The 13,530-nt window shown below is 39.3% G+C and carries 14 protein-coding genes, 1 tRNA gene and 1 riboswitch; of the genes, 14 read left to right on the forward strand and 1 reads right to left on the reverse strand.

Going from position 1 to position 13,530, the window contains the following annotated elements:
* Positions 1–59 precede the first annotated feature (59 nt).
* Positions 60–238, forward strand: a riboswitch (Lysine riboswitch).
* Between the two features lie 119 nt (positions 239–357).
* Positions 358–1,578, forward strand: coding sequence for an aspartate kinase (locus ACN6MT_RS11835; protein ID WP_419956000.1), 1,221 nt, complete (start codon positions 358–360; stop codon positions 1,576–1,578).
* A 169-nt stretch (positions 1,579–1,747) separates the two neighbouring features.
* Here the strand turns inward: ACN6MT_RS11835 and ACN6MT_RS11840 are convergent, their stop codons facing one another.
* Complete coding sequence (locus ACN6MT_RS11840; RefSeq protein WP_034676927.1) at positions 1,748–2,200, reverse strand: YslB family protein; 453 nt, start codon at positions 2,198–2,200, stop codon at positions 1,748–1,750.
* Positions 2,201–2,647: 447 nt separating this feature from the next.
* Here ACN6MT_RS11840 and ACN6MT_RS11845 point away from each other — a divergent pair, with 447 nt between their 5' ends.
* From ACN6MT_RS11845 to ACN6MT_RS11905, 13 genes are all read left to right on the forward strand, one after another.
* Entirely contained in the window at positions 2,648–3,256 is a 609-nt protein-coding gene (locus tag ACN6MT_RS11845) for a succinate dehydrogenase cytochrome b558 subunit (protein WP_063252238.1), read from the forward strand.
* A 63-nt stretch (positions 3,257–3,319) separates the two neighbouring features.
* The gene (gene sdhA, locus ACN6MT_RS11850; protein ID WP_063252240.1) at positions 3,320–5,077 is read left to right on the forward strand and encodes a succinate dehydrogenase flavoprotein subunit; all 1,758 of its coding nucleotides are present in this window, start codon (positions 3,320–3,322) and stop codon (positions 5,075–5,077) included.
* Positions 5,078–5,083: 6 nt separating this feature from the next.
* Entirely contained in the window at positions 5,084–5,845 is a 762-nt protein-coding gene (sdhB, locus tag ACN6MT_RS11855) for a succinate dehydrogenase iron-sulfur subunit (protein ID WP_063252241.1), read from the forward strand.
* Between the two features lie 133 nt (positions 5,846–5,978).
* Positions 5,979–6,563 carry a class D sortase gene (locus ACN6MT_RS11860; protein ID WP_419956001.1) on the forward strand — a complete coding sequence of 195 codons (585 nt, stop codon included), beginning with the start codon at positions 5,979–5,981 and terminating at the stop codon, positions 6,561–6,563.
* 161 nt (positions 6,564–6,724) lie between these two features.
* Positions 6,725–6,949 carry a spore germination transcription factor GerE gene (gene gerE, locus ACN6MT_RS11865; RefSeq protein WP_009796032.1) on the forward strand — a complete coding sequence of 75 codons (225 nt, stop codon included), beginning with the start codon at positions 6,725–6,727 and terminating at the stop codon, positions 6,947–6,949.
* 207 nt (positions 6,950–7,156) lie between these two features.
* Entirely contained in the window at positions 7,157–7,606 is a 450-nt protein-coding gene (locus ACN6MT_RS11870; protein WP_174524403.1) for a MarR family winged helix-turn-helix transcriptional regulator, read from the forward strand.
* A gap of 203 nt (positions 7,607–7,809) precedes the next feature.
* Complete coding sequence (gene racE / locus ACN6MT_RS11875) at positions 7,810–8,604, forward strand: glutamate racemase (RefSeq protein WP_063252246.1); 795 nt, start codon at positions 7,810–7,812, stop codon at positions 8,602–8,604.
* Between the two features lie 136 nt (positions 8,605–8,740).
* Entirely contained in the window at positions 8,741–9,787 is a 1,047-nt protein-coding gene (locus tag ACN6MT_RS11880; protein WP_419956002.1) for a GerMN domain-containing protein, read from the forward strand.
* A 113-nt stretch (positions 9,788–9,900) separates the two neighbouring features.
* Complete coding sequence (gene rph, locus ACN6MT_RS11885) at positions 9,901–10,653, forward strand: ribonuclease PH (RefSeq protein WP_419956003.1); 753 nt, start codon at positions 9,901–9,903, stop codon at positions 10,651–10,653.
* Between the two features lie 12 nt (positions 10,654–10,665).
* Complete coding sequence (locus tag ACN6MT_RS11890; RefSeq protein ID WP_419956004.1) at positions 10,666–11,271, forward strand: XTP/dITP diphosphatase; 606 nt, start codon at positions 10,666–10,668, stop codon at positions 11,269–11,271.
* Between the two features lie 2 nt (positions 11,272–11,273).
* The gene (locus tag ACN6MT_RS11895; protein WP_419956005.1) at positions 11,274–11,792 is read left to right on the forward strand and encodes a metallophosphoesterase; all 519 of its coding nucleotides are present in this window, start codon (positions 11,274–11,276) and stop codon (positions 11,790–11,792) included.
* 110 nt (positions 11,793–11,902) lie between these two features.
* Positions 11,903–11,979: transfer RNA gene (locus tag ACN6MT_RS11900), tRNA-Arg, on the forward strand.
* A 376-nt stretch (positions 11,980–12,355) separates the two neighbouring features.
* Positions 12,356–13,381: a tetratricopeptide repeat protein gene (locus tag ACN6MT_RS11905; protein WP_419956006.1), complete on the forward strand. Its 1,026-nt coding sequence runs from the start codon at positions 12,356–12,358 to the stop codon at positions 13,379–13,381.
* Positions 13,382–13,530 lie beyond the last annotated feature (149 nt).

The raw sequence follows: 13,530 nt of genomic DNA on the forward strand, positions 1-13,530 counted from the left end.
AAAAATCTTGCTATGCTATAATGATTGAAAATTATATTACTATCACTTTTTAATAATGAAGTGAAGGTAGAGGTGCGAGCTTCAATAGTAATGATTCGGAGAAGGATGGGCTTCTGTGATGAATCATGAAAGGGGATGGTCGCCGAAGTGAAGAAAGTCTCATTTCTTTCTTTGCTGGTCCTGTATTGAATAAATGCCGGATTGTCAAGGTTTAATGCCTTGGAGAGCTATCTTACATTGTAGACGCAGAATTTTTTTGTGTATTCAAGCAATGAGATGCCCTCTCATTGCTTTTTTATTTTTTTTGCGGGGAAACATATAGTGATTCTTAACCTATAACTGAAAGCAGGGGAAAAGATGGGTTTAATTGTACAAAAGTTTGGCGGTACTTCGGTTGGAAGTGTAGAAAAAATCCTAAATGTAGCACAACGAGTAAAAGATGAAACCGATCAAGGGAATCAGGTTGTAGTGGTTGTTTCGGCAATGGGGAAATCAACTGACCAGCTGGTGGATCTAGCAAAAGAAATTTCCGCGGCTCCTAACAAACGAGACATGGACATGCTCCTAAGTACGGGAGAACAGGTAACAATCGCTTTATTGTCAATGGCTCTAAATGAACAGAATCTTCCTGCCGTTTCGTTTACCGGCTGGCAGGCTGGAATTGTCACGGAGCCTGTTCATGGAAATGCCCGTATTACAACGATAAATACAGAAGCGGTAAAAAATCAGCTTGATGACGGTAAAGTGGTAATTGTTGCAGGCTTCCAAGGGATTACGGAAAATGGTCAAATTACTACTCTTGGCCGTGGAGGTTCAGATACGACGGCCGTGGCACTTGCTGCTGCACTAAACGCTGATAAATGTGATATTTATACCGATGTAACGGGTGTATTCACAACTGACCCTAGATATGTGAAGAGTGCACGGAAATTACAGTCCGTGTCTTATGATGAAATGCTCGAGCTTGCCAATTTAGGTGCTGGAGTGCTCCATCCCAGGGCAGTAGAATTTGCGAAAAACTATCAAGTCAAATTAGAGGTTCGCTCAAGTATGGAAAGAGTAAAAGGAACAGTAATTGAGGAGGAAGCGTCAATGGAACAAAATCTTGTAGTCCGTGGAGTGGCATTTGAAGATGAAATTACGAAGGTAAGTGTATTAGGACTTGCCAATTCTTTAACAAGTTTATCAACCATTTTTACAACCCTGGCTGAGAACCATTTGAACGTAGACATTATTGTTCAAAGTACAACAGAAGCAGAAACAGCAAATCTTGCTTTCTCTATTAAAACCCAAGACCTGATGGAGACATTGAAAGTCCTTGAAAATAGCAAGGATGTACTAAACTATGAACAGCTTGACGCAGAAAATCAACTGGCAAAAGTATCAATCGTCGGCTCAGGAATGATTTCTAACCCTGGAGTAGCAGCAAAAATGTTTGAAGTTCTAGCCGCGAACCAAATTCAAATAAAAATGGTCAGCACCTCAGAAATCAAAGTCTCAGCAGTAGTCGAAGAAAAACACATGCTAAAAGCCGTAGAAGTACTGCACCAAGCATTTGGACTAAATAGAGAAGATTAAAAAAGCCTCCTTGGAGACAACTCCAAGGAAAACTTTTTGCCAATCTGTCCGCCTGAGGTGGACAGTGTCCACGGGTGGTGACAGGCACCGACTGAAGTACCAACTGAAGCACCAGCTGCAACAAGAAAAAGCTTTCATCGGGAGGTCCTGATGAAAGCTTTTCTGCATGCTAAAGTGTGTCTTTACGATCCCATTTGACGGTGAATAGGACTTTGTTTGCTTTTTTTACTGGGTGTTCGAAGGTTTCGGCGATGGCTTGTTTTTGGAGTTCGATTTGTTGAGCGAGAAAGCCAGCTTCAATTTGGAAGTAGTGTTCTGCTTTTGATTTGACTCTCGAAACGAACAGCGGGCTGACAAGTTCAAATTCTATTTCATCTTTACGCTCTTTTTTTAATTCGAGCTGTCCCCAAGAAGCTTTTGAGAAAAAATCGATGATTTCGTCAAAGCTATTTAAAGGGTGACTGCGGGCTAATCGTTTTCCAGCCCAGTAAAGGATTTCTGGTGTGTCTTTACCTAAGATTTCTGGCAGTATGAATTCACGAATCAATTCATATCCAAACAGTGAAATATTTCTTGGTTCATTCGATTGTAAAGTAAGTTCGACGGCAGTACTTTCATTCATTTTGCTTCCCCTCTTTCTACCATTCTATTATATACAATTACGGCTTTAAGTTAAGAACACTTTTTAGGAAATATAGTGTACAGCGTTAGAGTGGTAAAGGATTGTTATTTTGCAATATAATAGCGTGTCTTTCATCATAATTATCTTTCCCATTTATGGCAACAGTCTATGGATGTAATTTAATTATTTATTGTAATTCTACTGGATTTAATACAAGATAATTCCATTTGCAAGAAGAAAACTAATAATTTATTATAATATCAATATATTTTAAAAATTAAATTTTTATATAACTTTTGTGTATCCGTTTTCTTGACGCTCCTTCCTGTTGGGAGTAAAATGGACATGTCACATAATTGTCACAGTGGTGCTAAGTTTGAGAATTCTTATTTACAAGAAAAATAGTTGAAGGCTTATCATCCTGGAAAAATTTAAGGGGGGTTAATTATGGCAGGGAATCGTGAGTTTTTGAATCGAAGATTGCATTCATTACTAGGAGTAATTCCAATAGGTTTATTCCTTGTGCAGCATCTAGTAGTCAACAATTTTGCTACAAGAGGACCAGAGGCCTTTAACAATGCGGCGAATTTTATGGGGAACCTTCCTTTTAGAATTGTCCTTGAAACAGTAATTATTTATTTACCAATTTTATTTCATGCAATCTATGGCCTTTATATTGCTTTTACTGCAAAAAATAATGCCGGAAAGTATGGATACTTCAGAAACTGGATGTTCCTATTACAGCGTGTTTCTGGTGTCATCACGTTAATCTTTATTACATGGCATGTATGGGAAACTCGTGTTGCAGCAGCATTCGGTGCGCATGTTAACTATGACATGATGGCGGATATCCTTTCTTCACCATTCATGTTTGGTTTCTATGTGGTTGGTATCATTTCAACTATTTTCCACTTTGCAAATGGTTTGTGGTCATTCTTGGTTAGCTGGGGTATTACTGTTTCCCCACGTTCACAAGTAATTTCTACATATTTCACCATTGGTGTTTTCATTATTCTATCAATCGTGGGAATTAGCACACTACTAGCATTTGTATAAAAAATTAACTTCATACTCTGTGTTGAAAAATATCGGATTTTTGGATTAAGGGAGTGAGTCACAATGAGTAAGGGTAAGGTGATCATAGTTGGTGGCGGCTTAGCCGGCTTAATGGCAACCATCAAAGTTGCAGAAGAAGGAACACCAGTAGAATTATTTTCACTTGTTCCAGTTAAACGTTCCCACTCTGTTTGTGCCCAAGGCGGTATGAATGGAGCAGTAAATACAAAAGGTGAAGGAGATTCACCATGGATTCACTTTGATGATACCGTATATGGCGGGGACTTCTTGGCTAACCAGCCGCCAGTTAAGGCGATGTGTGAAGCAGCACCTGGAATCATTCACTTAATGGACCGGATGGGTGTTATGTTTAACCGGACTCCAGAAGGACTTTTGGACTTCCGCCGTTTCGGAGGTACACAGCATTCAAGAACTGCATTTGCTGGTGCGACTACAGGTCAGCAGCTGCTTTATGCATTGGACGAGCAGGTTCGTCGTCATGAAGTAGCTGGATTAGTAACAAAGTACGAAGGCTGGGAATTTTTAGGCGCAGTTGTAGATGATGATGGCGTTTGCCGAGGAATTGTTGCTCAAAACCTCACATCGATGGAGATTAAATCCTTTTCCGGTGATGCAGTTATTATGGCAACAGGCGGCCCTGGAATCATCTTCGGAAAAACAACGAACTCTGTTATTAATACAGGTTCTGCTGCATCTATCGTATATCAACAAGGTGCATATTATGCGAATGGTGAAATGATTCAAATTCATCCAACTGCGATTCCTGGTGATGATAAGCTCCGCTTAATGAGTGAATCAGCACGTGGTGAAGGTGGACGAGTTTGGACATATAAAGATGGAAAACCTTGGTACTTCCTAGAAGAAAAATATCCAGCGTACGGAAACTTAGTACCACGTGATATTGCAACACGTGAGATTTTCTCTGTCTGTGTAGATCAGAAGTTGGGTATTAATGGCGAAAACATGGTCTACCTAGATCTTTCACATAAGGATCCAAAAGAATTAGACATTAAACTTGGCGGAATCATTGAAATCTATGAAAAATTCATGGGTGACGATCCTCGTAAAGTTCCGATGAAAATTTTCCCTGCCGTGCACTATTCAATGGGCGGGCTATGGGTTGATTATGATCAAATGACCAATATTCCAGGACTTTTTGCTGCCGGTGAGTGTGATTATTCACAGCACGGTGCCAATCGTTTAGGTGCGAATTCATTACTTTCAGCTATTTATGGCGGTATGGTCGTTGGACCGAATGCGGTTAGATATATCAAGGGTCTTGAGAAGAGTTCAGATGCCGTATCATCTACTGTATTTGATCGTCACGTAAAGGAACAAGAAGAAAAATGGTCTTCCATTATGTCTTTAAATGGCACGGAAAATGCGTACGTTCTTCATAAAGAGCTTGGTGAATGGATGACGGATAATGTGACAGTTGTACGTCACAATGACAGACTATTAAAGACTGATGAAAAGATTCAAGAGTTATTAGAACGTTACAAAAAAATAAACATTCAAGATACAAGCAAATGGAGCAATCAAGGTGCAACTTTTACGCGTCAGTTACAAAACATGCTTCAATTGGCACGCGTAATCACAATCGGTGCTTACAACCGTAATGAAAGCCGAGGCGCGCATTATAAGCCTGAATTCCCGAACCGTGATGATGAAAACTTCTTAAAAACAACAATGGCAAAATTTGTTGATGGCACATCTGCACCAGCTTTCCATTACGAGGATATTGATGTTTCCTTGATCAAGCCTCGTGAACGCAACTACGCAAAAAAGAAAGGGGAGTAGGAACACATGTCTGAAAATAAAACAGTAAAATTTATTGTTACCCGTCAAGATAGCCCTGATTCTGCTCCTTATGAAGAGGAGTTTGAGCTAGCGTATCGTCCAAATATGAACGTAATTTCTGCATTAATGGAAATTCGCAGAAACCCTGTCAATACAAAAGGTCAAGCTACTACACCTATTACTTGGGATAGTAACTGCCTCGAAGAAGTTTGTGGAGCATGTTCAATGGTGATTAACGGGAAGCCGCGCCAATCATGTTCGGCACTTGTTGATCAACTGGAGCAGCCAATCCGCCTAGAGCCGATGAGAACATTCCCGGTTGTGCGTGACCTTCAGGTTGACCGCAGCAGGATGTTTGATGCTTTAAAGAAAGTTAAAGCTTGGATTCCAATCGATGGAACATACGACTTAGGACCTGGTCCTCGTATGCCAGAGAAGAAGCGTCAATGGGCTTATGAGCTTTCAAAATGTATGACTTGTGGTGTTTGTCTTGAGGCTTGTCCGAACGTAAACAGCAATTCAAACTTTATTGGACCTCAGCCGCTTTCACAGGTGCGTTTATTCAACGCTCATCCAACTGGTGCGATGAATAAAGCTGAACGTTTAGAAGCAATTATGGGAGATGGTGGGCTAGCTAACTGTGGTAACTCACAGAACTGTGTACAGTCATGTCCGAAAGGAATTCCATTAACTACATCAATTGCAGCATTAAACCGTGATACAACATTCCAAGCATTTAGAAACTTCTTCGGAAGCGATCAGGTATAATGCAAGATTCTTTAAACCTTCTTTTCTATTACGGAAAGAAGGTTTTCTTGTTTAATGGGTAGGACTTTTAAACTCCCTTTGGTATACTAATAGTAAGATCTTTTCAAAGTTGGATAAAGGATGGTAAATAAGGGTGAAGAAGCTATCGGTACTTATAATTTTGGCAGGACTGGTTGTAATAGGAATCGGAATTTGGCAAATTGTTGAGACTAATTTTATGAGCGATGCTTCACTAAAAGAAGCTAAAAGGATAGTAGCCAAGGCAGAGTCTAACTATGATGAAGAAGAACCGTTCAAGAACCCTAAAAAAGTCGATCCTCCTAAATTCGGAGATACAATAGGTTTGCTGTCGATACCGAAGATTAAATCTGAATTAGCGATTGTTGAAGGTACGGACCCAAATGATTTAAAAAAAGGGGTCGGGCATTATAAAGGATCTTACTTTCCACGTGAAAATGGACAGATTGTTTTATCTGGTCATCGAGATACCGTCTTTCGGCGTCTAGGGGAACTTAAGCCTGGAGATATTTTTGAAATGCAAATGGCAAACGGGAAATTCAAATATGAATTAACGAATACCAAAATTGTAGATGCAGACGATCGGACAATCATTACCCTGCAAAACACAAAGGAAGAATTAATCGTTATCACCTGTTATCCATTCCGATATGTTGGAAACGCACCTCAACGATACATTATTTATGCAAAACCAATATAGTCCTTCGAGCAGGGACTTTTTTTATTGAAATTTTTTTCATAAAATTATTCTCCTTAAAGCATTTCTAGTCACTCTAGATAGGGCATTTACATAAGATATCGTGACTAAATATATACCCACCCACGGTTCATAACTGGCGAAGGCAAGGAGGGTCACAATACTTGAAGGAGAATGAATATACTCACAAGCCGTTACTCACCAAACGTGAAAGAGAAGTATTCGAACTCTTAGTACAGGATAAAACTACTAAGGAAATCGCTGGTGAATTATTTATAAGCGAGAAGACGGTTCGAAATCATATTTCCAATGCTATGCAAAAGCTTGGTGTAAAGGGGCGTTCACAAGCAGTTGTAGAGCTCCTTCGTATGGGAGAGCTAGAACTTTAATCATGACCGGCATCCTACGGGAGGCCGGTTCATGTTTTTATAAGGGGTTTTTTGCTAAAAAATTTGGCTCTATACATATGAGTTTGCAGTGGGTTATGTTTCAACTTGAAATTTTATCGAAAAAAGTAGAAAATAGAGCAAGACGAAAGAACGGTTAAAGTTTACGAAAACAAGGCAAAGGGATGCCATTATAGGAGTGTTATAGAGATGACTGTTGAAAAAACAAAAAAGGTCAGCGCGGAAATTGTTGCTAGTATAGAAAAAGATATGCGTTATATTTCAGGTATTATTAAGCAAAAAGGCAGAGAAATGCTTAGCCATTATAAAATTACTCCGCCGCAGTTTGTGGCCCTGCAGTGGCTTTTTGAAGATGGGGATATGACCATTGGAGAACTGTCTACTAAAATGTATTTGGCATTTAGTACGACAACCGACCTTGTAGACCGGATGGAAAAAAACCAACTGGTTGTTAGGGTAAAGGATCCTAAGGATCGCCGTGTCGTCAGAATTCACTTACTTGAAGAAGGCGAAAGAATAATAGATGAAGTTATAAAGAAACGTCAAGTTTACTTAGAGGAAGTTTTAACCAACTTTTCTTTAGAAGAAATACAACAACTTCAAACCAATTTGATGAAACTGCATCAAGATATGCGTTAAAAAGTGCTGTTTTCTAATAATTGTTGTTAAAATCCTAAAGCCGATTTTAACGTGGAACAACTATTTTGTGCTTGAATTTAAGTTTGCAAGCTCTTTTCTTACAATAGATGGCTAGTTTGGCACAAGTTATAGCTTGTATATGCGCTTTTAAACTTAAAAGCAATAAAGTTTAAGAAAAGAGCCTTAAAAAAGAGGCGAAAATTTTGAAACAACCAATTGGTGTCATAGATTCAGGTGTGGGTGGATTAACGGTAGCAAAAGAGATTATGAGACAGCTTCCGAATGAAAAAATTATTTACTTAGGAGATACTGCAAGGTGCCCATACGGACCTAGACCTCTTAAGGAAGTAAAAAGATTCACCTGGGAACTAACTAAATTTTTATTAGAAAAAAATATAAAGATGCTTGTCATAGCCTGTAATACAGCAACGGCAGCTGTCTTGGATGAAATTAGAAATGAGCTGAGCATACCCGTGATTGGGGTTATCTACCCAGGAGCACGAACTGCTATCAAGCGGACAAAGAACTACCGGGTAGGGATTATTGGTACAGTAGGTACAATCAAAAGCGGCGCCTATGAAAAAGCATTAAAAGCATTAAACAGCCGGTTATATGTTACGGGACAAGCCTGTCCGAAATTCGTGCCACTTGTTGAAAGTGGTGAGTACAACGGGGAGATTGCAGAAAGAATTGTTATCGAAGCATTAAAACCCTTGCAAAATCAAAATTTAGATACGCTTATCCTTGGATGTACCCATTATCCATTGCTTGAACCAGTCATTCAAAAAGTGATGGGTGAAGGTGTGAATGTTATCTCCTCAGGCGATGAAACCGCAAGAGAAATAAGTGCTATTCTTCAGTATAATAATATACTAGAGGCTGATGAAAATGAACCGGAGCACGAATTTTATACGACGGGTTCAAGGTATCTCTTTTCAAAAATTGCTTCTCAATGGCTCGGAGTACCTATAAATAATGTTAAAAAGATTAAATTATAATTAAGTTCCTATTAAAGGAGCTTATTTTTTTTTGAAAAAAATGAAAGAATGTCCTATTTTTCTTACTAAAGGCGGTCTAATTAGTTTCATAGGCTCGTATACATGATAGTACAAACTGTCTTAGGAGGGAAAAAATATGTCTAAAAATAAAGTAAAACCACTTGTTACAGCCGTTTTTGCTTCAACACTTCTTTTATCGGGGTGCGGTTTGTTCGGAAGTGAAGAGCAGAAGAAAGTGGATCCGCCAAAGCAGGTTACTGTAAAAGATACTAACCCGACTAAGGAAACCACCGGCAAGAGTGAAGAAGTCGAAGGAACAGTAAAAACAGAGTTATACTTAATTAATAAAGATGGTTTAGTGGTGCCGCAAACACTAACACTGCCAAAGACAACTTCAGTAGCAAAGCAAGCTTTAGAATACTTAGTTGCAAACGGCCCAGTTACCGATATGCTGCCAAATGATTTCCGTGCAGTGCTGCCAGAAGAAACTCAAATTTCCGTTAACATTAAAGACGGTGTAGCAGTGGTGGACTTCTCGAAGGAGTTTAAGAACTACCAGCCTGAAGATGAAAGAAAAATCCTAGAAGCGGTAACCTGGACACTCACTCAATTTGATACAGTAAATAAGGTAAAGCTTCAGATGAACGGACATGATTTAACTGAAATGCCTGTAAACGGTACACCAATCAGTGAGAACCTATCCCGAGCTACCGGTATCAATCATGATACAGCCGGTGTTACCGATATTACAAACACAAAGCCAGTGACTGTTTACTACATCGGCGGTGAAGAAGGTGCTTATTATTATGTACCTGTTACCAAACGGGTTAGCACTAGTGAAAAGAATAATGTCGTCGCAGTTGTGAATGAGCTGGTAAAAGGACCAAATGTAAAATCTAATTTGGCTTCAGAGTTTATGCCTGACGTAGAACTTCTAGAAGCTCCGAAAATTGAAAAAGGAAAGGTAACGTTAAACTTTAATGAATCCATCTATGGAAGCTTTGAAGAAAAAATTGTTTCTGAACATTTATTAAACGCCCTGGTACTTTCATTAACGGAACAAAAGGGAATTGAAAGTGTTGCCATTACAGTAGATGGCAAGGCGGAATTGGTCAACGATAAGGGTGAAAAATTATCTGAGCCAGTCACTCGTCCAGAAAAAGTCAATACAGGTAGTTTCTAAAAATGTATTTTTGATATACTATATAGTGACAATCAAGAGGTTGCCTTTAGGCTTCCTCTTCTTTATTTGATTTTTTTATGATGAGGATTCTCATCGTTAAGGAGGAAATGCTAGTGCGTGTTGATGGTAGAGAAAGACTGCAATTAAGACCAATACATATTGAAACAGGCTATTTAATGCACCCTGAAGGATCTGTCCTTATTTCAGTGGGGAATACAAAAGTAATTTGTACCGCGAGTATCGAGGAGAGAGTACCTCCTTTTATGAGAGGTGAAGGCAAAGGATGGATAACAGCAGAATATTCGATGCTGCCACGAGCAACGGAAACAAGAAACATTCGTGAATCTTCAAAGGGTAAGGTTACCGGGAGAACGATGGAGATTCAGCGTTTAATTGGACGGGCATTAAGAGCAGTTGTCGACTTATCCTCACTAGGTGAAAGAACCGTATGGATTGACTGTGATGTCATTCAAGCGGACGGCGGGACAAGAACTGCTTCCATTACAGGAGCCTTTGTTGCGATGGCGATTGCCCTTCATCGACTCAGTGAAAAAAAGGGGACAAAGTTTCCAATTACAGATTATTTGGCAGCTACCAGTGTTGGTATTTTAAAAAATAATGAAACAGTTCTAGATTTAAACTATGCTGAAGATTCTAAAGCACTTGTTGATATGAATATCGTGATGACGGGAACTGGTGAATTCGTAGAATTACAAGGAACTGGCGAAGAATCAACTTTCTCTTACCAACAGCTACAGGACCTTTTAGGTGCGGCTCAGGAGGGGCTTATGGAGCTGTTTGAACATCAAAAGAGTGCGTTAGGAGAAGAAATTACATCAAAAATTGACGCAAGACGAAAGAAATAAGGGGATACGGAGATGAAAGAAGTTATCATTGCAACCAAAAATCCTGGTAAGGCAAGGGAATTTGAACATATCTTTGCACCGAGAGGGATAGCCGTCCGGACGCTGCTTGATTATCCTGAAATCAAAGATGTAGAAGAGATCGGTACAACGTTTGAGGAAAATGCCGCTTTAAAAGCGGAAGCTGTTTCGCAGCAGTTGAATAAGATGGTGATTGGTGATGATTCTGGTTTAATTGTAGACGCATTAGAGGGAAGGCCAGGAATTTATTCAGCACGGTATGCCGGTGAATCTAAAAATGATCAGAAGAATCTAGAAAAGGTATTGGAGGAGCTGAAGGGTGTTCCTGAAGAAAATCGTACCGCTCGATTTTATTGTGCCCTTGCGGTTGCTTTGCCTGGTAAAGCAACCATCACCGTAGCTGGGACGTGTGAAGGACGTATTCTCGAACAACCAAAGGGTAACAATGGGTTTGGTTATGATCCAGTCTTTTATGTGCCAGAGAAGAGCCGAGCGATGGCAGAACTATCTTCAGAAGAAAAGAATAAAATAAGTCATCGAGCCAATGCTTTGAAAAAGCTTGAAGGTATGTTAGATTCTATTGTGGAAAGTGCGGAATAATCATGAGCAAAGTTTTAGTTGTTAGTGATAGTCATGGTTTAACGAATGAGCTCGAAATTTTAAGAGAGCGGCACATGAATGAAGTTGATTTGATGATTCATTGCGGTGATTCTGAAATGATGCCGGACGATAAAGTGATGAATGGTTATTTGACGGTGAAGGGAAATTGCGACTTTGGCGGCTTTCCACTGGAAACCACAACGGAAATTGCAGGCCGAAAGTTCTTTATAACTCATGGTCACAGGTACTCAGTAAAGGCGTCATTAATGAACTTGCAATACAAGGCAGCAGAGATGGGTGCAGATATTGTCTGTTTCGGACACTCCCATGTACTCGGGGCTGAAATTATTGGAAATACGTTGTTCTTGAACCCTGGCAGCATACGAATGCCAAGGGCACGCAATGAAAAAACCTACGTGATTCTAGAGTTAGTAGATGAAAAAATCAAATTTTTTGTCTATGATAGCAGTGGAAGTGAACTCAAAGATTTAGCCTATGAATTTGAATTGCCAAAAAGGTGAGGGAAGAGTTTTTCTTCCCCCCGATTTTATTTTTAAAAAAGTTTTAAAAGAGTGTTGACTTTTATCTATATCCTTTATATAATAAATCTTGTCGTTGAAAGTACTATAATGTCCCAGTAGCTCAGCCGGATAGAGCATACGCCTTCTAAGCGTACGGTCGGGAGTTCGAATCTCTCCTGGGACGCCATTTAACTACATACCAATAGATATTACTCACCTTTAGAAGGTGGGTTTTTTTGTTTTTATAGGATTTCTACGACATCCGGAGTGAATTGTACCGATAAATTGGAGGCAGCAGAATTACGGTAACAATCCGGAGGATGATTGTGCCGATAAATTGGTAGCAGCAGAATTACGGTAACATTCCGAGGGTGATTGTACCGATAAATTGGAACCAGCAGAATTAAGGTAAAAATCCGAAGTCAATTGTGCGGATAAATCGGAACTAACAAAATTACGGTAACAATCCAACCAACATCCCCATTGATAAGGTAAGTTTTTTTGATTTTCTTAAAATTCATGCTACACTATTTTCCATAAAGTAGCAGAGGACGGTACCAAGTATGAAAAAACGGGAACGAGCGAAACGGAAAGATAATATTATATTCCTTCCCGGACTCGAAAAAAGATTGACGGATAAGGGCCTTGAGAGCCTTCATAACAAAAGATACCAAGAGGCCATTACCCTGCTTGAGGAAGCGAGGGACCATGACTCAGAAAATAGTGACATATTAATAGGTCTCGTCCTGGCTTACTTTGAAGCAGGAGCCTATACAAAGGCGCGAGAACTGGCTAATGAGATGTTGTTAAAAGGCATCGGTGATTATTTTCATATGGTAGATCTGTATCTAACCATCTTAATTCAACTCCATGAATATCAAGAAATCGTCTCAACGATTGAAGCACTATTTGATGAAAAAGAGATTCCGCCAGACAGACATGACCATTTCCTTACCATCCTGCAATTTAGTAAACGGATGGCTGACAATAGTCAGCAGGAACCAATTGAAGAAGTAAAAGTAGAGACTCCTTTCAAAGAACTTAAACTATCCTCACTAAATAATATAAATGAGCAATTGCTAGTAATTTCAAGTTTGGCAGAAAAGAATATCCGTCCCTATATGGATGAAATCAAAGAATATCTCGACTCAGAGTCGGGCCACCCTTTCTTAAAAACTATGCTCCTGACCCTATTAAAAGAGCAGGAATACGATAAGAGAATAGTGGTGAAAAAGTTTAATGAGGGTGTAAGTATTGTGCCGACAGAACTGCCAGACATCAAAACGCAGCAGAGGTTGAAGGAAATAGAAAAAATCTTAGAAGAAAAATTAGAAAATAGTGACCCTGTTTTATTTGAAAATATTAAAGGGATGGTAGAAAGGACGTTCTTCATCACTTATCCTTTTGAACTAGAGCCTGAAGAGGTATCAGCATGGGCTGCTGCTTTTCACCTGCTGGTTCTTAATTATCTTGGTGGAGATCCAAATGTCGAGGATATTTCAGATGACTATGAGATTTCTACTAAAAAAATAGAACAGGCACTCACAAAAATCAGAGAATTAGAAGAAATTTCTTATCCCAATATATAGGTAACTCTGTTGAAAGTAAAAAATCCTGTGTTATAATGTAAGGGTTGCATTGTGTAAAAACTATCTTTTACATAAAAAAAGAGGGTAATTCATTATCCTGACAAATTCGTTACGAATGAAATGATAATAGATTGTTGGAGGGAAATAGT

The organism is Neobacillus niacini, assembly GCF_048572935.1.
Lineage (GTDB): Bacteria > Bacillota > Bacilli > Bacillales > Cytobacillaceae > Neobacillus > Neobacillus niacini.

Coding starts and splice junctions, on each gene's coding strand:
- ACN6MT_RS11835 (WP_419956000.1), top strand. CDS start 358: ATGGGTTTAATTGTACAAAAGTTTGGCGGTACTTCGGTTGGAAGTGTA.
- ACN6MT_RS11840 (WP_034676927.1), bottom strand. CDS start 2,200: ATGAATGAAAGTACTGCCGTCGAACTTACTTTACAATCGAATGAACCA.
- ACN6MT_RS11845 (WP_063252238.1), top strand. CDS start 2,648: ATGGCAGGGAATCGTGAGTTTTTGAATCGAAGATTGCATTCATTACTA.
- sdhA (WP_063252240.1), top strand. CDS start 3,320: ATGAGTAAGGGTAAGGTGATCATAGTTGGTGGCGGCTTAGCCGGCTTA.
- sdhB (WP_063252241.1), top strand. CDS start 5,084: ATGTCTGAAAATAAAACAGTAAAATTTATTGTTACCCGTCAAGATAGC.
- ACN6MT_RS11870 (WP_174524403.1), top strand. CDS start 7,157: ATGACTGTTGAAAAAACAAAAAAGGTCAGCGCGGAAATTGTTGCTAGT.
- ACN6MT_RS11880 (WP_419956002.1), top strand. CDS start 8,741: ATGTCTAAAAATAAAGTAAAACCACTTGTTACAGCCGTTTTTGCTTCA.
- ACN6MT_RS11890 (WP_419956004.1), top strand. CDS start 10,666: ATGAAAGAAGTTATCATTGCAACCAAAAATCCTGGTAAGGCAAGGGAA.
- ACN6MT_RS11895 (WP_419956005.1), top strand. CDS start 11,274: ATGAGCAAAGTTTTAGTTGTTAGTGATAGTCATGGTTTAACGAATGAG.
- ACN6MT_RS11905 (WP_419956006.1), top strand. CDS start 12,356: ATGAAAAAACGGGAACGAGCGAAACGGAAAGATAATATTATATTCCTT.